This window comes from Rhizobium sp. WYCCWR 11128, assembly GCF_013416305.1.
In the GTDB taxonomy this organism is placed as follows: domain Bacteria; phylum Pseudomonadota; class Alphaproteobacteria; order Rhizobiales; family Rhizobiaceae; genus Rhizobium; species Rhizobium indicum.
Map to the genome: position 1 here is coordinate 411400 of NZ_JACCEZ010000004.1, position 20905 is coordinate 432304.

Annotated in this window: 17 protein-coding genes; all 17 read left to right on the forward strand. The window is 66.6% G+C overall.

Annotation, left to right across the window (positions count from 1 at the left end):
* Position 1: 1 nt before the first annotated feature.
* The 17 genes from HX898_RS16665 to HX898_RS16745 all read left to right on the forward strand — a co-directional run bounded on the left by HX898_RS16665 (position 2) and on the right by HX898_RS16745 (position 20764).
* Positions 2-685, forward strand: a complete 684-nt coding sequence (locus HX898_RS16665; RefSeq protein ID WP_180195135.1) for a hypothetical protein — start codon at positions 2-4, stop codon at positions 683-685.
* Entirely contained in the window at positions 682-1446 is a 765-nt protein-coding gene (locus HX898_RS16670) for a hypothetical protein (protein WP_180195136.1), read from the forward strand. The genes HX898_RS16665 and HX898_RS16670 overlap by 4 nt, the downstream gene beginning before the upstream one ends.
* Positions 1443-2162 (forward strand): DUF4255 domain-containing protein, encoded by a 720-nt coding sequence (locus HX898_RS16675; protein ID WP_180195137.1) that lies wholly within the window; start codon positions 1443-1445, stop codon positions 2160-2162. The genes HX898_RS16670 and HX898_RS16675 overlap by 4 nt, the downstream gene beginning before the upstream one ends.
* A complete protein-coding gene (locus tag HX898_RS16680; protein ID WP_180195138.1) occupies positions 2159-4036 on the forward strand; it encodes an ATP-binding protein in 1878 nt (625 codons plus the stop codon). The genes HX898_RS16675 and HX898_RS16680 overlap by 4 nt, the downstream gene beginning before the upstream one ends.
* A complete protein-coding gene (locus tag HX898_RS16685) occupies positions 4033-4239 on the forward strand; it encodes a hypothetical protein (protein WP_180195139.1) in 207 nt (68 codons plus the stop codon). Before HX898_RS16680 ends, HX898_RS16685 begins: the two co-directional genes overlap by 4 nt.
* Positions 4236-4739, forward strand: a complete 504-nt coding sequence (locus HX898_RS16690; protein ID WP_180195140.1) for a DUF4157 domain-containing protein — start codon at positions 4236-4238, stop codon at positions 4737-4739. Before HX898_RS16685 ends, HX898_RS16690 begins: the two co-directional genes overlap by 4 nt.
* Before the next feature lie 14 nt (positions 4740-4753).
* The gene (locus HX898_RS16695) at positions 4754-7489 is read left to right on the forward strand and encodes an HNH endonuclease signature motif containing protein (RefSeq protein ID WP_180195141.1); all 2736 of its coding nucleotides are present in this window, start codon (positions 4754-4756) and stop codon (positions 7487-7489) included.
* Between the two features lie 64 nt (positions 7490-7553).
* Complete coding sequence (locus tag HX898_RS16700) at positions 7554-8210, forward strand: hypothetical protein (protein ID WP_180195142.1); 657 nt, start codon at positions 7554-7556, stop codon at positions 8208-8210.
* Entirely contained in the window at positions 8210-8527 is a 318-nt protein-coding gene (locus HX898_RS16705) for a LysM domain-containing protein (RefSeq protein WP_180195143.1), read from the forward strand. The genes HX898_RS16700 and HX898_RS16705 overlap by 1 nt, the downstream gene beginning before the upstream one ends.
* The gene (locus tag HX898_RS16710) at positions 8514-9632 is read left to right on the forward strand and encodes a hypothetical protein (RefSeq protein ID WP_180195144.1); all 1119 of its coding nucleotides are present in this window, start codon (positions 8514-8516) and stop codon (positions 9630-9632) included. Before HX898_RS16705 ends, HX898_RS16710 begins: the two co-directional genes overlap by 14 nt.
* The gene (locus tag HX898_RS16715) at positions 9629-10144 is read left to right on the forward strand and encodes a phage baseplate assembly protein V (RefSeq protein ID WP_180195145.1); all 516 of its coding nucleotides are present in this window, start codon (positions 9629-9631) and stop codon (positions 10142-10144) included. Before HX898_RS16710 ends, HX898_RS16715 begins: the two co-directional genes overlap by 4 nt.
* On the forward strand, positions 10144-10479 hold the full coding sequence (locus tag HX898_RS16720; protein WP_180195146.1) for a hypothetical protein: 336 nt from the start codon (positions 10144-10146) through the stop codon (positions 10477-10479). The genes HX898_RS16715 and HX898_RS16720 overlap by 1 nt, the downstream gene beginning before the upstream one ends.
* On the forward strand, positions 10476-10847 hold the full coding sequence (locus HX898_RS16725) for a GPW/gp25 family protein (protein WP_180195147.1): 372 nt from the start codon (positions 10476-10478) through the stop codon (positions 10845-10847). The genes HX898_RS16720 and HX898_RS16725 overlap by 4 nt, the downstream gene beginning before the upstream one ends.
* Positions 10844-13333 (forward strand): putative baseplate assembly protein, encoded by a 2490-nt coding sequence (locus HX898_RS16730; RefSeq protein ID WP_180195148.1) that lies wholly within the window; start codon positions 10844-10846, stop codon positions 13331-13333. The genes HX898_RS16725 and HX898_RS16730 overlap by 4 nt, the downstream gene beginning before the upstream one ends.
* Positions 13330-15855 carry a baseplate J/gp47 family protein gene (locus HX898_RS16735; protein WP_180195149.1) on the forward strand — a complete coding sequence of 842 codons (2526 nt, stop codon included), beginning with the start codon at positions 13330-13332 and terminating at the stop codon, positions 15853-15855. The genes HX898_RS16730 and HX898_RS16735 overlap by 4 nt, the downstream gene beginning before the upstream one ends.
* Positions 15852-18230: a hypothetical protein gene (locus HX898_RS16740; RefSeq protein WP_180195150.1), complete on the forward strand. Its 2379-nt coding sequence runs from the start codon at positions 15852-15854 to the stop codon at positions 18228-18230. Before HX898_RS16735 ends, HX898_RS16740 begins: the two co-directional genes overlap by 4 nt.
* Positions 18227-20764: a DUF6519 domain-containing protein gene (locus HX898_RS16745; protein ID WP_180195151.1), complete on the forward strand. Its 2538-nt coding sequence runs from the start codon at positions 18227-18229 to the stop codon at positions 20762-20764. Before HX898_RS16740 ends, HX898_RS16745 begins: the two co-directional genes overlap by 4 nt.
* The last annotated feature ends 141 nt before the right edge of the window (positions 20765-20905 follow it).

The window sequence follows — 20905 nt, forward strand, 5'->3', positions numbered from 1 at the left end:
GATGACCGACGCCGACCTCCTCAATGCGTGGCCGTTCGATGCCGGCCTGCCGCTCCCTCGCCTTTTGCGGTTCATGGACGCTCTGGCAGCCGGCGCCGGAAACGCTACGGCAAAATCGTCCGGGACGATGGAAAGCCTCGGGACCTTTAATCGCCGGCTCGCGCGCCTTCATCTGCAACTGGTCGGGCGGCCGCTGGAGGCCAAGGTGGTCTGCGCCTGTGGCGAGGAGCTGGAACTCGCCCTGCCGATCGAAGCCGTTGCCGCCACCGCGGATCCGCCGGCGACTGTGGGGATAGACACCCCCAACAGGCGCAGCTTCCGGCTCCCATGCCTTTCCGAGATCGCGCTTGCCCGCGAACCCCGGGCTTTGGCTGAGGCCTGCGCCCTGGATGAGGGTGACGCGCTCAGCGACGAACATCTCGCTACGCTCGACGCCGTGTGGTCGGCGGCTGACCCGGCAGCGGAAATTACGCTTGATTTTGCCTGTACCGCCTGCGGCGTTCCGATCCACGCGCAGGCGGACCTGGCTCTCTTTGTGGCCCGCGAGCTAGACATGAAGATGCGCGGATTTCTCGCCGAGATCCACAATCTCGCTGGCGCTTACGGCTGGAGTGAAGCGGAGGTGCTGATGGTGCCCGCCGCCCGCCGCCGCCTCTATGCGGCCCTTATCGGAGGGCGGTCATGAGCTACTTCAAAACCCTGCAGCGCGCGGCGACCGGGTTCTCCGAGGCCCAGCCGCGTCCTGTCTCCCTATACGAGCGGTCGGACGCCGAGTGGGAGATCAAGGCAGATCCGCTCACTTCCCCTACCGTCGCTTCAGACGCCCCGCTGAAACCCGCCATCACGGAGAAACGACAGACCACGAGCGAGAAGGCGGGTCCGTCCAAGCCGCACACGAACGCCGTGGCAAGTGAGGAAAAGGCCGGGGATCCAATCCCGCAGGTGCCGGCTCCATTGCCTCAACCCACCCGGCCTGCCGTGGTCGACCTTGACAGCATAACGAAGCCCGAGACGAAACCTCCGGTTTCGCCGGCCCTGCAAGCTGTCGCTCCACCACACTCAATTCCGACCCCGACGCGCTACGCGACGCCCGGCGAACAGGAAAGCCCTACTATCCAGCCTGTCCGCGAAGTCGAAATCTGCACGGAACGCCCGATCCGCATCGAGGCGCAACCTGTCGCGACCGAGCCGCCCGCTGACGAACGGCCCGCCGCACCGCCCCAGACGGTTTTCCTCGTTCCCGCCCCCGAAGCCAACGCGGACGCAGAACCCATATCAACCCCGCCCGCACGCGAAACACCGGCTGCCCCGACGCTGCTCATCGAGATCGGTCAAATTGACATTCGCCTGACGGCGCCGGCACGCGCAGCTCCGATCCAGCCGGCGCGGCGCGAAGCATCGCCTCCGGTCCTCTCGCTCGACGACTATCTAAAGGGGCGCTCATGACCGCCCATTTCGCCGTCCCGGCAACCACCTTCGTCCTCAAGGCTCTTTGCGAGGCCCGGCTCAAGGCCGCCTACGGCAATTTCCCGGCGCCTTCGGTCAAGCTCGAGCCGCCACCCAGACCCGCACCGACGTCCGGCGCAGGCGGCCAACCCGAAGCGGCTGCGCTCTATCTGTTCCTGCATCACGCCGCTCAGAATCCGGCCTGGCGCAACATGCACGAGCCCACCGTCAATTCGCTCGGGCAAAGGACCGATGCGCCGCCGCTGGTCCTCGACCTCTACTACCTCCTGTTTGCGACCGGCGCCGACCTGGAGCGCGAGGTGCTCTTCAGCCTCGGCCTCACGGCCTTTCGGCGCAACGGGATCATTCCCCGGCCGATGATCCAGGCGATCCTCGGCGCCATCGCCGTTCCGGCCAATCCGACGAAGCTTCTGGAGACGCTGACGGCGGAACCGCTGCACGACCCCGCCAGCCAACCCGAACAGATCACCATCTCACAGGAACCCTACGACCTCGACCGTTCGACCAAACTCTGGTCGGCACTACAGGCACCCTTGCGTCCCACCGCGCTGTTTCAGGTCACGTCTCTCTTCCTCGACATACCGCAGCAATTCCAACTGATGCCCGACGTCGAGGCCGTCGGCCTGCGCCTTCGTCCCAATGCGAATCCCGCCAGTCCTCCGGTCGACGATGATCTGCTGGAGGTGACATCATGAGGCTCGCCGCCGACGCCGAGTTTCTGCTACGTGAAGTCGAAATCCGGACGCTTGCGTCACTCGCGTCGGCGCGTGGAGAAACCGGCGCGCCTGAACTGGCAAGGTTTGGCGCCTGGCTTGATGCCGGCAGCCATCCGGGCCTTTCGCGCATTGCCGAGGCTTTCGCGCTTGGCGAAGCGGAAGCGGAGCTCGTTGCCCTCCTCTATGCCCAGTCATTGTCGGAGGAGGTGCGCCGCGCGCTCGCCGCGCTCGACCCTGGTCTCCTGCCCCTCTGGCTCGCCCGGCGCCTGATACCGGATTTGCGCCTCGATACCTTGGCGACGGCCGCACCGCTGCGGCGCTTCGGCCTCGTGGAGGTTCAGGGGCCCGGACGGGCCGAATTGCGGCTTTCGCTAGCGGAACCCATCGTCGACAGGCTTTGCGGCCTACCGCCGGAGATCGCCGAACTGGACGCCCGGCTGCGCCCGATGGCCGGTCCAATCGAGGAAACCGCGCTGACCCATCGCCTCAGAACTTTGTTGGCGGCCCGCCAGGGTGGCCTTCCACCGCTGATGCTCGCGGGCGACATCGCCCCGCGCGAAGTCGCAAACGCATTGACCGGTCTTGGCTTGCTTCCGCTTCTGCTGGGCGCCGCCGATATCCCCGAGGTCCCTGAGGCCCGCGCCCGGCTGGCCCGAACGTGGAGCCGCGAAGCCGCCCTTGATGGGAAAGCTCTTGTTGTTGCCACCGCTGCGGGTCGTGACGACGCGCTGGCATCGCTTGCCGAACAGGTCTGGGGGCCTGTCGTGATCGTCGGCACCATCTCGCCCGGTTGCTTCAGCCGGGCGACGGCGGTTCTGTCGCCCGGGATTGCGCGTCAGGATCCGGCCGCGCCGTGGCGGACGGCATTCGCCCCATGGGCTGCAGCCCTCGGGTCACCGTTCCTTCGCCGCCTCGCTTCGCAGTTTCGGCTTGAACGCATTGAGATCGATGCGCTCGCCGCTCTCGCCAACGTCGAATTGGACGGCCTGGACGCTGATGCCGCACGGGCGCATCTTTGGCATCTCGCAGGCCGGGCCCACCAGGCGGTTCCCCTGCCGGGCTGCCGCCTGCAGGAACCTGTTTTCGGCTGGGAGGATCTGGTTCTGCCACCGGCACTCACCCAGTCGCTCCGTCGGATCGAGGTCCATGTGCGCCACGCCGCAGAGGTCTTCGACGACTGGGGCTTCGGCCGCGGCCAGAAGGGGCGCGGTATTGCCGCACTGTTCGCAGGCCCGCCCGGCACGGGAAAAACCTTGGCGGCCGAGGTTCTCGCCTCGTCGCTCGGGTTGCGGCTCCTCACCATCGATCTGTCGCAGGTCATCTCGAAATATATCGGCGAAACCGCTAAGAATGTCGCCGCCGCCTTCGACCTCGCCGAGTGCACCGGTGCCGTCATGGTCTGGAACGAAGGGGACGCCATCTGGGGCATCCGCGGACAGGTGTCGTCGGCGACCGACCGGCACGTCAACGCCGAGACGGGCGACCTTCTCAGCCGGATCGAGGACTTCCGCGGCTTCACCGTCGTCACGACCAATCTCCGCCACGCGATCGACCCGGCCTTTCTGCGCCGCTTCCGCTTCATCGCGGATTTCCCGTTGCCTTCGGAAGGCGAGCGCCTGGCGCTCTGGCAACAGGCGTTCCCGGTCAGGGCGCCGCTTGGCTCCGTCAACTTCCGTGCGCTCGCCGCATTGCCGCTGTCGGGAGGATCGATCCGCAACGTCGCGCTCGGCGCTGCCTTCCAGGCTGCGGAGGCGGGCGGGGAGATTGCCGAACGGCACATCGAGGCGGAGATTGCCGAGGAACTGCGCAAGGAAGGCCAGCCGGCACCGGTGATTGACTGGAGGGCATCATGAAGGTGCACTTGGGGCGATTGACGGTGCACGGGACGGGCCTCGACGCCCGCCGCCTTGCCGACCGCCTGCCTCAGGACCTTCCCGCCGCTCTCGCGCGCGCGCTCAATGGCGCGCCGTTACGCGAGGGATATGTCGAACAGGTGGCGCAAGCGATCGCACAACGGTTGAGGGACAAAATCGCCCGGAAGGCGGCGAAGCCATGAGGTCGCTCGAACCGCACCCGCCGCTTCAAAGGCCTGCGCCGGCGCTGACCCACGGGCGGCCGTTCGATGCCGATACGCGCGCGCCCTTCGAGACCGCCTTCAACCACTCATTTGCCGATGTCCGTATTCACGACGGCGCCCAGGCGCATGATGCCGCACGCAGCCTCGATGCGCGTGCCTTCGTCCAGGGCTACGATCTCGCCTTTGGCGCCGGCCACTACCAGCCGGCAACGCCGGAGGGCCGGGGCCTGCTTGCGCATGAACTGGCGCACGTTGCCCAGCAGGGCCAGGGCCAGGGCCCGCGCACGGCGCCCTTGAACCTGCTTGGCGCCGACCAGGATGCCCGGCTGGAAGGTGAGGCGAACGTCGCAGCAACAGCCTTTGCGGAAGGACGGGCCATTCCCCGCCTCAGCGAGGCGGGACGCTCCAGCGCAACGCTGCCGGCGGCCCGCCGCCGGCAGCCGCGCCGGCCGCCTCGACCACCGCCGGTCCCTCACTGAAGCTCCCGGCGGGGATGACGGCCGTCGCCGACGATCCCGCAGGTCTTGGCATCAACGAACTGATCGTCGAAGTGGCGAGCTTCACGCTGCCCAAGGAAAAGGGCCTCGGCGACTGGGTGCAGAAGGCGCACGATGCCAAGGCAGCCGGATCGGGTCTGGTGTTCACGCCCCTTTTTGACGGCGGCCGGGTTGCCGCGTGGAAGGAGGGAAGCGAAGACTACAAATCCATCTGGCTCGGCAAATTCGGTTTCAACACCACCCAGGGGCTTTCCCTCGCCTTCATCAATGCGGCCAAGACCGACGAGGAACTCAAGACCGCCTATGCGGATCCGGCGGTGAAGAAGGTGGTGGACGGCCTGGCCGGTGGCCTGAAGACCGCCAAATGCGATGTCGACCACATCGTCGAAAAGCAGATGGGGGGAACGTCCATCCCATCCAACCTGCAACTGCTCGACAGCACCAAGAACCAGGCATCGGGGCGGGAAACCTATCAGGAACTGGTAAAGCTGGTCGATGCGATCCGCGATCCCTCCATGCGGGGTGCGGGTGTGAAGAAACTGCAATTGCGGCTCAAGCAGGCGACCGTTCCGACAGGCACCACGGACGGTTCCTATGTTGTCGAAAAACTCCTGCGCGAGGGCAAGGTCAAAGGTTCCGACGCGGTGAAGGCGGCGGCCCTCGGGAAGCCGGTGGCGCTCAGTGCCGGCGGCATGGCCGAAACGGTGCAAGCCAAGGACAAAGGAGATACGCCGGTCGGGGACATGGCCAAGCGGCTGGTGCCCGGCATCAGGCTCGCGACCTACAAGCGATCGCCGCTCGGCCCCAAGGGCAAGACGGACACCGTCGAAGGCGAACTCGACAGCCGCGCGCTAGCCAAGAGCGCCGCGGGATCATCGGCGGTGAAACTGACGGCCGAACTTGGCCCCGCAGGCGCACCCGCGCCAGCCGCCGCTCCGACGCCGGTAGATGCCCCGGACACCACGGCGGGCGCGGCCGGCGCCAGCCCGGCGGGCGAGGCCCGCAATCTCAAGCTCGACCCCAAGTCGAACAAGAAGATCGCCTTCTATTATCCCTATCTTTCGCCCGGCGAATTGACCTCGCTGACGATAGACGACGCCGGGACGTTGAAGGCCGAGGGCTCCATCAGCCCGAGCGTGCCAGTGCTCGACAAGTTCCTGATCAAGTACGAGACAACGCGCGAGGGTAAGGAAAGCCTCGCGCTTGTCGCACCCATTCCGGCCGCCAAGCTCAAGCCGAACAATGCCTATTTCCGGTTCACCGAAGGCGACCTGTCGCTGGCGCTCGCCCCGGCATTCGTCCCTTCAGGAACGTTGAAGTTCACGGCCGGTCCGGGGACAAAACCGGTCATCGCCGGCGACTTCACCGTCAAGTACGGGGCGGGCGCGTTTCAAGCGAATGGCACGCTTAGGCCGGGAGGCAAGCTGCCCGGCATCGACCAGGCGTCCGGAACGGTCACCTACCACTCGGAAAAGGGCTGGGCGGGTGAGCTCAAGGCCTCCACCTCCTCGATCCCCGGAGCAACGATCGATGTCGCCGCCGGCTTCGAATCCAAGGGTCAGGGCATGAGCTACTGGGCCAGAGGCGGGCTCACGACGAAGGTGCGCGACACCGTGATCACCCTCGACGCCAAGTGGAGTGGCGGCCCGCTCTCCTATCACGGCAAGGCCGTGGTGCCCGACCCGATTAAGGGCCTCGTCAAGCAGGTCACGCTCGAGGGTGACTACGCCGGCGACCAGATATTGCTGACCGGCTCCGCCGACATCGTCTGGCGCAGCATCAACTCCAAGATGACCGTCAAATATTCCAAGAAGGACGGGGAAGAAGGCAAGTTCTCGGGCGCCGCCGACATCGACGTGAACATGGGCAAGGCGACCGGCCAGTTGAACCTGAACTTCAACGAGAAGGGAAGCTTCTGGGGCGGGGGTGCGATCTCCTACCAGGTCACCAAGGACCTGCGGCCCAAGCTTGGCGTCGACGTGACGCCCGAAGCCCGGATCAAGGTGCTCGGCGAAGTCCAGGTCAACGACATCGAGTTGACGCCCAAGTGGCCGAAGGACGGCGGCAACATATCGATCATCAAGGGGCTTGGCTTCAAGTTTCCCATCCCCACCCCGGTACCCGGCGTCACCGCCTTCGGCCGGATCGAGGGATCGCTCGGTCTCGGCTACGGCGTCGGCCCGATCATCTTGAAGGCTGTCGTCTTCAACGGCTCGCTTTATCCCATGGAGGATGACCCCAAGGTCGAAGCCAAGCTGACCGGGCGCTTTGCCGTGCCGGCCTATGCCGAGCTCTATGGCGTATTCGGCGCCCGTCTCGGTGTGGAAGTCGCCGCTGGCGCCGCTGGCCTCGAGGGCGGCATCGACATCAAGCCCAGCCTTCGTATCGATGGCGAAGGCGGCGTGAAGTTCGACTCCGCCTACAAGGATGGCGGCTTCGACTTTTCCGCCTCCGCCTATGCCGAAGGCCGGCTGACGGCAAAGGCTAAGGTCGACCTCGTCGCGACCATCTACGCGCTTTGGCGGGCGGTCGATTACTCCTGGACCTACAACGTCGCCTCGGTCGAAGCGCAGATCGGCCCGACGGTGAAGCTCTCGCTCGGAACGATCGCCTATGGGCACGACGGAAAATTCACCTGGCCCTCGCTCGACCAGATCAAGGTCGATCCGGAGGTCGACCCGCTGCAGGTCGTGAAGGACATGGCCGGGCGCGGCAAGGCGGTGGAGAAATGAGCGCCGCGCGGGAGCCCGGCGTTCCAGGGCAGCGTTCGGGTCATGAAACGAAAGGACGGGTGCGATGACGTCATTTCCAGGCGCGCCGCAGGTGCTGAAGGGCGGCTTCGTCGTCATGGACGGCGAAGGCAAGAAGGTCGAGCGCGTTGTCTCCTTCCAGTACAATCCGGACGCGCTCACCCGTGCGCTTGCGCCTCGCGGCGCAAAGACCGAGATGGGCGACCGCTTGGAAGGGCTGCGCCTCACTGGGATGCCGGTCGAGACGCTGAAGCTCGACGTCGAGTTCGACGCAACCGACCGGCTGGAGAAGCCGCTCGGCAACAAGGACGCGGTGGAAAACGGCATCGCAAGCGAACTGGCGACGCTGGAAACCCTCATAGCTCCGCGGGTGGCCGACACGGCACAAGCCCAAGCGCTCGCCGATAGGGGTACGCTGGAAATCCTGCCTCTGCCCTCGCCCTTGATCCTGCTGGTGCTCGGACGCAACCGGCTCCTACCGGTGCGCATCACCGATTTCAGCATCATCGAGGAGGCGTTCGATCCGCGGCTGAACCCGATCCGCGCCCGTGTCAGCCTGGGGATGCGCGTGCTCTCCACCGAGGACCTCGCCTGGGGCACCAAGGGCGCGGAACTCTTTCGCGCCGCGCAGTCCCGCCGGGAAAAATTGGCCGATGCCCGCAAGACGCTCGTTCAGGCGCTGGGCCTTTCAGGAACGCCGTGATGACCGAAATTTCCGCCAACAGCCGTTATTTTGGCTTGCCCATGAAGGTCCGGCTTCGGCCGGATGGCGAGGCGGAATCCTATCTGCCGCGCCGCCTCATCCCGGCTCCAGAGCGCTACAAGGCCTTCGGCCTCAAGCGCCTGAGCGGCTCGGAGCGCATCGACGACATGGCGGCCGAGGCATTCGGCGATCCCGAACTCTTCTGGCGGATCGCCGATGCGCTGGGCCTCGAAGATCCGGCAAGTTTGCTCGGTGAGGAGGGACGTCCCGTTCCCCTGCCGCTGCCTCTGGAGGTCGCGAGCAATGGCGACGCTTAAGGGGGTCACGCTGACGCTGCTGATGGGGCCGGTCGCCGTGGCGCCGGCGCCCCGCGCGGTCGTCGACGCTCTTGAAAGCGCGACGGCTACCCAGGCCGTCGGCCAACGGTCGGGCTATCAACTGACGTTCGCCTATTCGAAGACCTCGCCCATTGCGCAGCAGCTCCTGCCGACCGGCTTCTTCGACCCGATGATCCGGGTGATCCTGGTCGCGACCTTAAACGGCCTGCCCAAGGTTCTCGCGGACGGTCCCATCAAACGCATCGACGTCACGGCATCCACCCATCCCGGCGAGTACAAGCTCATCGTGACCGGGGAGGACGTGTCCGGCTACATGGACATGGTCGATCTGACCGGGCTGCCCTATCCGGCCATGCCGCCCTTCGCCCGCGTGGCGCTGATGATGGCCAAGTATGCGGCCTTCGGCGTCGTTCCGCTTACCATCCCGTCACCCTTCTCCTTCGCCGCGTCGCCGACGGAAAAATATGCCCAGCAACAGGGGTCGGACTTCGAATATGCCGACAAGCTCGCCAAGGACGCAGGCTACGAGTTCTACGTGACACCCGGGCCTGCACCCGGCATGAACACGGCCTATTGGGGTCCGCAGGCGCGGGTCGGCGCTCCCCAGCCGACGCTGACGATCGACTTCGACCAGGCCGCACAGACGGAGAGCGCGACCTTCACCGTCGACGGCAACTTGGCGGTTCTGCCCTATGCCTTCGTCAAGGTCGCCAACTTCTCCATTCCCGTGCCAGTTCCGGACGTCGGCATTCTCAAGCCGCCCCTGGCGGCCCGGCTGGTCGTGCCGACGAAGGTGAAGCTGCTCGAAACGGAACGGTTGAACGCGGTGGAGGTGGCGGGCGCGCTGCTTGCGGGCCGCGGCGGGGCGGACCCGGTTACTGCCTCGGGCTCGGTCGACCTGGTGCGCTACGGTCGGCCGATCGACGCCCGCTCGCTGATCTTCGTGCGCGGTGCAAGCTTTGCCCATGACGGTCTCTGGTTCGTCCGCTCCGTCAGCCATGCCCTGGGCCGCGGATCCTGGCGACAGACCTTCCAATTGGCCAGAGACGGACTCGTCTCGCAAACATCGAGGGTTACCGCATGAGCAACGGCCCGCGTTACTACGGCAAATATCGCGCCATGGTCCTCAACAACCTCGACCCCCAAAACCAGGGCCGGATCCAGGTTCAGCTCGGCGACCATTATGGGCTGTTCCCGTCGACCTGGGCTTTTCCGTGCTTTCCGTTTGCCGCCAAGGGCATGGCCGGACTGGTGGCGCTGCCGCAGATCGGGGCGGCCGTCTGGGTCGAATTCGAGGCGGGAGACCCGGACTATCCGATCTGGTCGGGCGGCTTCTATCCGGATCCGATGGGATTTCCCGTGCTTGCCATGGCGGGAGCGACGCCGGCGACCCCAAACATCCACATGCAGACGACCACCGGCACCTCGATCACCCTTTCGGACAACCCGGCCCAGCAGGTCTTCATCAAGACCGTCACCGGAGCCATGGTCATGATCGGCGCCGCCGGCATCACGCTCATGAACGGGCAAGGCGCCTCCATCCAGATGTCGGGGCCTTCGGTCATCATCAACAACGGCGCGCTGGTGGTGACCTGATGCCCGGAACCATCCTTCACACAGGAACCACCGCGACCTGCCCGCACGGCGGCGCCCTCAACATCGTCGCCGCATCGCCGCGCGTCTCCGTCTCGGGCATGCCGGTGGCCGTCCTGACCGATCAGGGGCTGGTGGCCGGCTGCGTCTTCACGCTGCCGAACGGCAAGCCACAACCCTGCGTGACGACGCGGTGGATCGCCGCCGCGACACGGGTCCTCGCCAGCGGCCAGCCCGTCCTGGTCAATCCGGCCGCGGCACTCTGCCTTTCGGCCGAACAGATCCCCAGCGGTCCACCCATCATCGCCGCCAGCCAGACACGGGTGATCGCGACATGAGGCTCGCCTATCCCTGCAGTGCCACCCCTCTCGGCCAGGCCAGGGCCTGGCCCTACGGTTCGCCGGAACATGTGCGCGACTGCCTCGAACTCCTCATCATGACCGGTCCCGGCGAACGGGTCATGCGACCGGCATTCGGCTCGCCGGTGCGCGAGATGCTGTTTGCGGCCGGCAATGGCCCGGTCGCCGTGGCGCTGGAGGCGACCCTCGAAGCGGCAATCACCCAGGAGCTCGGCCATCTGCTCGTTCTTCGAAACCTGCTCGTCGATTTCGACGAGACGGTCGCCGCCCTGCAGATAGAATTGACCTACGAAGTGAAGGCGACCGGCAAGGCCGTCAACCTCAGCCTGTCGAAAGGGCTGCCATGAGCGCCATCTACCAATGCTGCGACCCGATGCGACGCCAGGCCGTTGCGGCTTCGGCGGCCGTCCTGTCCGGCATCGACTACATCGAAGTCCACCAGGGCGCGACGGTTGCCGATCCCACGACGATCGACATCGTCCTGGTGAAGCCCTTGCCGCTGCCGACTGCGACGCTCATACCGGCCGAAATCGAGATCACCGGCGGCGTGCGGTTCGCCGCTCCGAAGGCCGCGCTGGTCGAGGCGTTCCCTGGCCCCAACCAGGTCGCGCGCTACCGCGTGACGCTTGCTGGCAACCAGCCGACCGACTACTCGACCTATCGTCTGGCAATCGTCAACGGCCCGGGCGGCCAGCCTCCGCCATTCATCGACCCACGGCTCGCTGCGGTCGATTTCTCGTTCAAGATCGACTGCCCATCGGACTTCGACTGCCAGGACGATTGCGGCGAGCAGCCGGCCGCGAGCGGGACCGAACCGTTGCTCGACTACGCCGCCCGTGACTGGCGCGGCTTCCGGCGGCAGATGCTTGATCGCGTTGCCGCACAGATCGCGGGCTTCAGGGAAGACGATGCGGCAGACTTTACCGTCACGCTGATCGAGGCCCTCGCCTATCGCGCCGACCAGCAGAGCTACCGGCTCGATTCAATTGGCACGGAAGCGTTTCTCGACACGGCGCGCGCCCCTTCCTCGCTCGCGCGCCTCGCCCGCATGGTGGACTATCGGCCGGGTCAGGGCGCGAGCGCCCGAGTGCCCCTGGCCTTCACCTACAAGCCCGGCGGCATGGCTGACGGCCTTCCGTTGGCGGCCTCGACGCCCGTGCTTGCGCGCAACCCGGATCTGCCGCCCGTGCTTGCTCCACCCGCCTACGCGCGCGCTCTTTCGCGTAGCCTCTCAGGCGTTCCGGACATATTCGAAACGCTTTCGCCCCTCACCTGCTGGTCCTGGCGCAACCGGCTTGCCTTTCACACCTGGTCGGATTCCGAGTGCCGGCTTCCGAAAGGCGCGACATCCTGCACCTTCGTCGACGACAGTGGCGGCAACGGTCCGTTGACGGCGGGCGACCTCCTCATCCTCATGGAGACCCGCTCACCCGAGACGGGCAGCAAGGCCGATGCCGACCCCGAAAAGCGGTGGCTCGTTCGCCTGGTGGCGGTGGAGCACGGCCAGGACGCCCTGGACAATACGGATGTCGTCACGGCCACCTGGGGGCCTGAAGACGCCCTGCCCTTCGACCTCGTGCTCTCGGCCCGACAAACCGACCAGTCGCAAGCGACCCCGGCGCTCGTTTGCGCGGAAGCCTGCGGCAACGTGGTGATCGCCGATCATGGCGCGTCCACGCCGCCGCCGCCGCATCTCGGGCTCACCTCTGCGGAGACAGAAGCACTTCGCCCCCGCCTCGACCCGCCCGCGCCAAAACCGGGCTTCACCTGGCGCCCCAAGCTCACGCGTGCCGACGTCGCCCGCACCTCGACGCCAACCCTTGCCGGCCCGCCCTGGGTTTCGGCACAAGCCCTGCTCGATCCCGGCGAGGTGTTGCCGGCGCTGTCGCTGACGGACGCCTTCTCGACCTGGCACGCGCGAACCGACCTCCTCGCCTCCGGTCGCTTCGACCGTGATTTCGTCGTCGAAACCGGCCTGGGGGGGCAGACACAGCTTCGCTTCGGCGATCGCATCAATGGCCTGGCGCCTGCCGATGGCACGGTGTTTCTGCCGGCTGCCCGTTTCGGAGTTGGCCGCCCGGGCCTCGTCGGTCACGATGTCCTCACCCATGTCGCGGTGCCGGCCAGCCAGGCCGGAGCCGCGATCGAAGTGACCAACCCGCTGCCGGGCCGGGGTGGCGCGGATGCCGAGCCCGCCGCCTCCATACGCCTCAAGGCGCCGGAAGCCTGGCGCACGCAGGACCGGGCGGTGACGGCGGAGGACTATGCCCGCTGCGCGCTACGCCATCCGGCGGTGATTAACGCGCTCGCGATCCCGCGATGGACCGGCGCCTGGCAAACGATCCTGCTCTATGTCGATCGGCAAGGCGGCCTGCCGGTGGATGGCGGTTTCATCAAAGAGCTGATGACATTTCTCGAGCGTTTCCGTCTCATGGGCTTCGACATTGCGGTGCGTGGCGCGCGCCCCGCGCCGCTCGACATCAAGCTGCGCATCTGCGCCGAGCCCGAAGCCTTGCGCGCGGTCGTCGGCCAGCGGGTCCGCGAGGCCTTGCGCCCCTTCGGGCCGCGCGACGGCGCGCCCGGCTTCTTCCACCCCGACCGCTTCAGCTTCGGCACCCCTCTCTACCTTTCCAATCTGGTTGCGGCCGCAATGGCGGTCGCAGGGGTCGAGACGGTCACGCCGATCACGTTTCAGCGGTATGGCAAGACCGCGCAGGGCGAACTCGATGCCGGCATCATCCGGCCGGCCGAGGCCGAAATTATCGAGTGTGCCGACGATCCCAGCTTCCCTGAGCGCGGACGCCTGGCACTGGTTATGGGAGGCGGCCGATGAGTGATTGCGCCTGTGGCTGCGACGGTGATTGTGGTTGCGGCAGCCGCCAGATCTCGCTCGATATCGGCGATCGCCTCGTCTTCCGTCACTCCGCCATCCTGGGGAGGCTCAAAGGCGAGCTGTCGAGCACCCGCGTCGAGGGCGAGGCGCCGCTCGCCCGATGGACGACGCGGGAGCCGTCCGACCCGGTCGTCGCCCTGCTCGATGCACAGGCTGCCGCACTGCATGTGCTTGCCTGGAACATCAACCGGCTCTGGGCGGATGGCGCCCTGCACACGAGCGAGGATCCGAGCGCCGTCGGTGCCATCGCCCGGCTGCTTGGCTATGCGCCACGCCCTGCCCTTGCTGCCGCGACGGTCGTGAGTTTTGATCTCGACGACATCGCCACTGCACCCGACGGCGTGGATCTGCCGCGCGGCATTAAGATCGCTTCGGTTCCGCTGAAGGACGAACTGCCGCAGACCTTCGAGACCGATGCACCGCTTCATGCCCGAAAAGCCTGGAACCGTCTCAAGGTAACACGCAAACCGGCCAATCCCGAAATCTCAACCGCAACGCTTTCGCTTACCTTGGAGGGAGCCGTCGCCGGCATCCGTGTCGGCGATCTGATACTCGTCTATGCCGGCGGCAATCCGTGCCAGTGGCTTGCCGCCCGCGTCGTCTCCGTCGACCGGCCGGCCGCTGCCAGCCCCAGCTCACCGGCAACGACCGTTCTCTCCCTCGCTTCGCAGGCTCTGGTCGGCCGCCACCCGGATTTCGCCGCCTCAAGCTTCAGCAATCAGGTCATCCTCCTTGGCGACCGGGCATCGGCGTTCGGTTCCACCGCACCCGATCTGTCCTTGTTCACGAAAGCGCATCTCAAGGATATCGGACAGATGACCGGCACCGAAAGACCTGCCGAATGGAAAGATCTCGTGATGACCACGACGGGCACCAGCACCGAAGGGACCTTGGACCTCGAGGCCGTGCACGATGCCGCCATGGCGGGCAAGGCCGTGCTTTTCACTGCGATCGACGGAACGCCCGCGGCGCAAATGGGCAAGATTACCGCCGTGCAGGAAGGCGCGCGCAAAGGGTTCGGCCTCTCGGCAAAGGTCTCGAGAATTACGGTCACGGGCGTCGATCTCACCGGCAGCCAAACCGGCTTCGCAGCGAAGGTCCGTGAAACCACCATTCTGATCGAAACCGGACGCGCGCGTCTCTTCGTGCCGGAGACGGACGCCCGCATCCCCGCTGAAAAAGCGCCCAATCGGATCGTCGTTGCGGGTCGGCAGGCACTGGAGGCCGGCAGAAAGCTTATTCTCAAGGGCAGAGACCATCACTCGGGAGAGTCCTGCGGCGAGGTGCTGACGCTTGCGCGGGCGGACGTCGGCGCCGCGGAGACGACACTCCTGTTCACCGCATCGCTTGCGAATGCCTACCATGCCGAAGGTCTCGAAATTCACGGCAATTGCGTCGGCGTCAGCCAGGGCGAAACCCCCGTCTCGGGGGCGGAGACGTTGGGCAAGGGCGAGGCCGGCATGCCGCTGCCGCGCTTCCGCCTGAAATCAGGGCCGGTCGCGCACGTGCCCGCCAAGAGCGCAAAAGGGTATGCGCCAGCACTGGAGGTGCGCGTGGGGGCGCGCGCCTACGACCGGGTCGACAGTCTCTACGGCTTGCCCGCGGAAACGCGCGCCTATCGCTTCGCGGCTGAAACGCCGCTCGGCCCCCTCCTCGAGTTCGCCGGCCCCTTGCCTTCCGGCCAGCCCATCACGGCCGCCTATCGGAAGGGCGGAGGGGCCAAGGGCAATGTCGGTGCCGGCCGGCTGACGACCGTGATGACGCCGGTCCCCGGTCTTCGCGGGGCCACCAACCCGCTTGCCGCCGAGGGTGGAGCCGAGCCCGAAGGCCCGGACGACGTGCGAAATGCGCTGCCGGCGTCGACCAGGACGCTCGATCGGACCGTTGCGCTCGAGGATTTCCAGGCCTTCGCGCAGGCCTACCGGGGCGTCGGCAAGGCGTTCGCTTCGGAACTGCGCCAGGGCATGCGGCATGTCCTCTGCATGACGATTGCCGATACCGCCTTTCAAAACCCGGCCCCGGGATCGGACCTGCTCACGGGCCTGCGCAAGGCCATTCTCGACGCTTCGCCACCGGGACGGACCATCCGGATCGAAGGTTTCGAAAGCCTGACCGCAACCGTCGGGATCGCCTTCGCGCACGACCCGGCCCTCGAGCGCGCCAAGGTACAGGCAGATGTGCGCGCCGCGCTGCTGCGCGCATTCTCGCCCGAAATGCGCCCCTTCGGCCGGGCGCTTCATATCGCCGAGGTGATGACGGCCACCCAGAACTTGCCGGGCGTCCTGGCGGCGCGCGTCACCGCGTTTTCGCTTCCGGGTGGCCCGCCCGCCGATGCCGGCCGCCTCCTGTGCCCGCTGCCGCGCTTTGAGGAATCCCAGCCCGGTGGTCCGCTCGTCTTCCAGCGGGCCGGTCTGATCTCGCTGTCCGATGCAAGCCTCGCTCTGACGGAGATGCTGCCATGAGCGAGCGGGTTACCGACGAGCGCGCATTGGAAGCCGCAACCCGGCTTTTCGATCTCCTACCGGCCCATATCCGCGATCGCGATGCGCGCGAGGGCCGAACGCTAGAAGCCCTTTTTCGGGTTCTCGGCGGCGGTTCAGCCGAGATCGACGCGGAGCTGGACCGATTCTTCGACGCGCTTTTCGTCGAGACCGCGCCCGATGCGGCGCTCCCCGCCTTCGCGGCCCTGGTTGGCACCCCCTCCTTCGCCCCCCTTCCTTCCGGCGAGCTGCCGCGCGCGCTCATTGCCAACTTGCTGCGCTATCGCCGCGGCAAGGGCACAGCGCGGGTCCTGGCCGAACTCGCTCAGGACGTCACCCAGGAGGGTGCCGTCGTCGTCGAATATTATCAGCGCGTCGCCCGGCTTGCCCACCTCATCGATGTGCGTCCGGACCGCCCCGCATTTGCGGACCTCAGACCGGGCGACATGGCCAGCCGCGCCGGCCGGGCCCTCGACAAGGCGGCGCGGCTCGCAGATCTGCGGTCGATTGCGCGCGCCGCCGGACGCTGGCATGTGCCGATGGTCGGCGTGCACCTGCTGCGCCCGCTCACACCGCTTTTCCCGGCGCCCGACAGCGCCAATCCGACCCCTCAGGACGTGGCCGGCACACCCGTCCTGCGCCCATGGCCGATCGCCGGGACCGTTCACCCAGGCTATTGGCAGCTAGCGGCGCAGCCCGAGCGCAAGGTCCGCCTTTTCAATCCGGATCGGCGGGCCGAAGCCCAGGCGGAAGGAAAAGGGGGCAGGCAGGAGCCGCACCATCTGCCGGACCGGCTGCATCGCCTACCTCTCCACCTCGAAGCGGAAGAACTGCGCCATGCGGCTCTCGAAGGCCGTTCGGCCAAGCCGCTGTGGTTCGGCACGAAAGACCTTCCGTTCGCGTTCTTCGCCCGACGCAAGGACGAGAATGCATTCACGCGCCTACGGCCCGAGGATCTTCTCATCTGCAATCTCGAAGAGGCCCCGCTTGCCCCTGGCAGCCGGCCGGCCGGGTCGCGAACGCACGAGTGGTCGACCAGCGCCCTTCCGAAGGCCCAGGCCTATGCGGAGGAGTCGCCGATCCTGCTGGGATTCGATCCGGCCACGGGACGCGCCATCGCCCCTGCTCCCGCCGCAGGCCAAAAGGAGATCGTCGAACTTCGCATCGCCTATGCCTATGGCATGGGCCGGCCGATCGGAGCGGGACCGCAGGAGCGGAACGACGACGACGTCCCTTTCGAAGTCCGCGACACGGGCCGGCTGAAGAATTTTGTCAGGGTGGTCGATGCCACCGCGGCGGCGGGTGGTTCCGCCTCCGACCGCGTCCGTACGGTGCCAACCCTGGCGCAAGCGCTTGCCGACGTCCTTTCGGACGGCGCCGGCAAGCGCGCGCTGATCGTGCTCATCCGCTGCGACCGCGAGACCGCCGCGGCCACGGTGCGTGTCCATCCCGGCACCGCGCTGCATCTGGTCGCGGCGCAGTGGCGCGCAAAGACGACAGGCCCCGGCCTGCCCGATGATCCCGACCGGCTGGGCTACCTCGTGCGGCGGGAGCGGCGTTTCACGGTGGATGCGCCCGTCTCGGTCGCGGCGGCCGCTCCGCCGGGCGCAGACGAAGATCCGGGCGAATTGATCCTGGATGGTCTCGAACTCACCCGCGGCCTTTCCCTCGGCGCCAAGGCGGTTTCCCATCTCTGGCTGCGTCATACGACGCTGCGCAATCCGGGTGCGGCGGCACTGACGACCGCGGCCTTCAAGAACCTTTCCGTGCGTATCGACGACAGCCTCTGCGGACCGCTGGCATTCGAATCCGGCGCAGGACCGGGCCGCATCAGCGTTACCGGCTCGATCTTCAGCCCGGACGGTACGGCATTGCCGGTGCTGGCGGCCGAAAACCTCGATGCCAGACTTTGCGACGTCACGCTCTTCGGCACGGCACGAACGAAGTCCGTCGAGGCAACGGGCTGTCTCTTCACCGCCGCGCTGACCGTGCAGCGCAAGCAGGAAGGGTGCCTGCGCTATTCCTACCTCGCGCCCGGCAGCGACGGTCCGCGCCGGTTCCGTTGCCAGCCCGACCCCACTCTCTCCACCGCGGCCGCGCTGCGCGCAACGCCGGTATTCATGGACACGAGCCTCGACGAGCCAGCGTGCGCCCTGCTCCATCCCCTCTGCCCCGACGGAATTCGCAACGGCGGCGAGGGCGGAACCGAGATGGGCGCTTTCGGCCCGTGGGGGGCAAGCCTGAGGCGCGCCAACCTCACCTCGCTCTTCGACGACTTCACTCCGTTCGGCCTGGAGACGGCGATCCTCGACGACGCCCAATCCGCGCCTCAAGCCCTGCGAAGGAACAAGCCATGACGGTTCGCGCCGACGCCACACGCCAGATCATCAATAGCCGGGACCCGCGCCCGCTGCGGGCCGTGGCGCCCCGGCAAGGCCAGGTCTTGCTTGATGCGGATTTCGATCAGGACGCCCGGCTGACGCTCACGCGCATCGACGGCGACATGTCCGACGTGATCGGTGCGCCGGGCCGCCTCGCCTATCCGTCCGGCACCAGCGCCTTCGCGATCCAGGCCGGCGGCGGCCCGCTGAACCTGTCGATCCAGCCGGGCCACGGCTTTCTGGACGGCTGGCGCCTCGACAACATGGCAGCCTGCACGCTCGCCACACAGCCTCATCCCCGCAACGGCGATGCGGCGACCCTGCCGTCGGTCGTCGCCATCAAGGCGCTCATACGCCATGTCGATCCGGTCGAGGAACCGGCTTTCGCCGACAAGGCACTGGGCGACGCCCAGGCCTCGGGCCGGCTGATTGCCGACTGGCAGGTCCTGCCCCAGCCCGTTCACGGGTCGGTGTCCTGCGCGACCGTGCCGCAGAATGCCGACTGGCTGCGCCTGACCGCGCCTTCCTCCGGCTCCATCGCCGTGACCGTCCAGCCCTCCGTCCCAGGCACGGACCCGTGTTCGCTGATGCCGCAGGGAGGCTATACACGGCTCGAGAACCTTCTCTATCGGCTCGAGGTTCACGGCGGCGTGCCGATCGCGGAGGCCGGAAGTCCGCCGCCCCTCGCCGATGGCCCGCGCTTCGGGCTCCAGGGATTGAAACTCAAGCTCTCGCGCAGGAATGCGAGCCTGCTCGTCGCCATTACGGGCATCAACGGCAACGAGATCACGGTGAGCCCGCCGTCTCTCGATCCGCGCTCCTGGTTCGCCCCCGGAAGCTGGGCCGAAATCGTCAGCCTGCACGACGACGTCGACCCGCGCGCGGCGCTCACCAGCGAACGGCTGTTTCGCGTGGCGCTCGCCACGGACGAAAAAGTTACAGTCGAAGCGACGACAGCGGCGATCGCGGCGACCGGTGCGGCGGCGACGGGCGGCTGGTTCCTGCGGTTTTGGGACGTTCTGCCCGACAGCTCCGGCCTGATCGTGTTCGGCGCACTTGGCGCCGGAGGACTGACAGCAGTGCAAAGCCTTGGCGACGGCCTGTCGATCCAGGGGGGCGGCGGAGCGGCGGCGACCTTTCGGCGCGGCGACTACTGGACTTTCGCGGCAAGGGCCGACGGCACCATCGATTGGCCCTCCAGCACCCAGCAGACGCCCCACGGCCCAGAGACACGCTATGCGCCGCTTTCGGTGGCAACCGGTTCGCCCGCGGCTTCGACGTTCGACGATTGCCGCATCCCGTTCGCGCGCCTGACGGACCGGGTGCTTCACTATCGCGGCGGCGACGGCCAAGCGGCTTTTTCGAATGGCGGTGGGCCAGTAAAGCTCGCGGCCCAGCTTCGCCTCGCTGTTCTTCGAGGTTCGACCCCGGTTTCTGGGGCACTCGTCCAATGGAGCTTGCCCGCCGGAGCTCACCCCTCGATGATCGACGCTGCACCGGTCACATCGGCCCACCAGCAGCAGAGCACCACCAACTCCCAAGGGGAGGTCGCCGTTTCCTGGACGATCGACGGAAACTCTCCAGACGCCTTGCACCAAGTTCAGGCCTCCCTCGTTGGCGCAGGCGGCACCCAGCCTGTCGTCTTCACGGCTCGTTTCGACCATGCCAAAACCACGGGCTATGACCCGCTCGGATGCGCTCACCTGAAAGACTTCGACAATGTCCAGGATGCCATCGACGGGCTTTGCGGATTGATCAATACCGAGTTCCCGGTTCTGAAATTGGCAGGGATCGACCTGTTGAACAGCAACAAGGGCGAGACGCCGCTCATCAAAGACGACCTGATCCTGAACGCCATCGAAGTCGACCATGACGCGTTTCTAGATGGGATCGCCATGAGCGTGGAATTGAACGCGTTCCTCAAGCTTGGCGTTGCTCCCTTTGACCCCATCATCGAGTTGGAACTCGATCTTCCCTATCCGACGACCGACGCCGACAAGGCCTATTGGCTGTTGGCCACTCGGGCAAACGAAGAAGGGGGGCCCATAACTTCTACCTGGGGCTTTCAGCGTATTCGCCTCGACGGTCTGGTAAGAGTGGACAAGAGTCCAAAAGGTGACACGGCGCTGATCTGGACGCCGTCAGAAATGGCCAAAAGGTTCCTGGTATCCGCGCCACAGCATCGCTACGGCCAGAGGATCACCAACTTATTCGGGCAAATACTCGACGGACCGTGGAAACCTGACCAACTGGAGCGCGTCCTCTGCCGGTTGCGCATACGCTCGGCGCATGTCTGGGCAGAGGTCCGGACGAACGACGGGAAGGCACCGGAGCGTGCCTACCTGAATGCAGAGCACCTGGGGCTCAAGGGGCCTGTTACGGGCCGCGAGCTATCGCTGAAAGAACGCGACCCTCAGCAGGCCGCCGACCTCGATATGTTCTTCTACATCAAAGTGCCGCCTGAGCAGAAGAAGCGGCCCACGCGGCGCGGTGCTGTGCAACCGGGATAGCCTACAAATCGCATGGGGAAAACCCCGAAGAACTTTCTCGACGACGGACTGGAACGACTGACAGCCGGCCGGTTGGACACGGAGCACACTATGTCTACTCGTTGTATTGGTTGCCCGTGACGGCAGGCTGCTTCGCCTTTT

Excerpts from the sequence above, each read along its gene's own strand:
- HX898_RS16665 (WP_180195135.1), top strand. The coding sequence starts at position 2 with ATGACCGACGCCGACCTCCTCAATGCGTGGCCGTTCGATGCCGGCCTG.
- HX898_RS16670 (WP_180195136.1), top strand. The coding sequence starts at position 682 with ATGAGCTACTTCAAAACCCTGCAGCGCGCGGCGACCGGGTTCTCCGAG.
- HX898_RS16675 (WP_180195137.1), top strand. The coding sequence starts at position 1,443 with ATGACCGCCCATTTCGCCGTCCCGGCAACCACCTTCGTCCTCAAGGCT.
- HX898_RS16680 (WP_180195138.1), top strand. The coding sequence starts at position 2,159 with ATGAGGCTCGCCGCCGACGCCGAGTTTCTGCTACGTGAAGTCGAAATC.
- HX898_RS16685 (WP_180195139.1), top strand. The coding sequence starts at position 4,033 with ATGAAGGTGCACTTGGGGCGATTGACGGTGCACGGGACGGGCCTCGAC.
- HX898_RS16690 (WP_180195140.1), top strand. The coding sequence starts at position 4,236 with ATGAGGTCGCTCGAACCGCACCCGCCGCTTCAAAGGCCTGCGCCGGCG.
- HX898_RS16695 (WP_180195141.1), top strand. The coding sequence starts at position 4,754 with ATGACGGCCGTCGCCGACGATCCCGCAGGTCTTGGCATCAACGAACTG.
- HX898_RS16700 (WP_180195142.1), top strand. The coding sequence starts at position 7,554 with ATGACGTCATTTCCAGGCGCGCCGCAGGTGCTGAAGGGCGGCTTCGTC.
- HX898_RS16705 (WP_180195143.1), top strand. The coding sequence starts at position 8,210 with ATGACCGAAATTTCCGCCAACAGCCGTTATTTTGGCTTGCCCATGAAG.
- HX898_RS16710 (WP_180195144.1), top strand. The coding sequence starts at position 8,514 with ATGGCGACGCTTAAGGGGGTCACGCTGACGCTGCTGATGGGGCCGGTC.
- HX898_RS16715 (WP_180195145.1), top strand. The coding sequence starts at position 9,629 with ATGAGCAACGGCCCGCGTTACTACGGCAAATATCGCGCCATGGTCCTC.
- HX898_RS16720 (WP_180195146.1), top strand. The coding sequence starts at position 10,144 with ATGCCCGGAACCATCCTTCACACAGGAACCACCGCGACCTGCCCGCAC.
- HX898_RS16725 (WP_180195147.1), top strand. The coding sequence starts at position 10,476 with ATGAGGCTCGCCTATCCCTGCAGTGCCACCCCTCTCGGCCAGGCCAGG.
- HX898_RS16730 (WP_180195148.1), top strand. The coding sequence starts at position 10,844 with ATGAGCGCCATCTACCAATGCTGCGACCCGATGCGACGCCAGGCCGTT.
- HX898_RS16735 (WP_180195149.1), top strand. The coding sequence starts at position 13,330 with ATGAGTGATTGCGCCTGTGGCTGCGACGGTGATTGTGGTTGCGGCAGC.
- HX898_RS16740 (WP_180195150.1), top strand. The coding sequence starts at position 15,852 with ATGAGCGAGCGGGTTACCGACGAGCGCGCATTGGAAGCCGCAACCCGG.
- HX898_RS16745 (WP_180195151.1), top strand. The coding sequence starts at position 18,227 with ATGACGGTTCGCGCCGACGCCACACGCCAGATCATCAATAGCCGGGAC.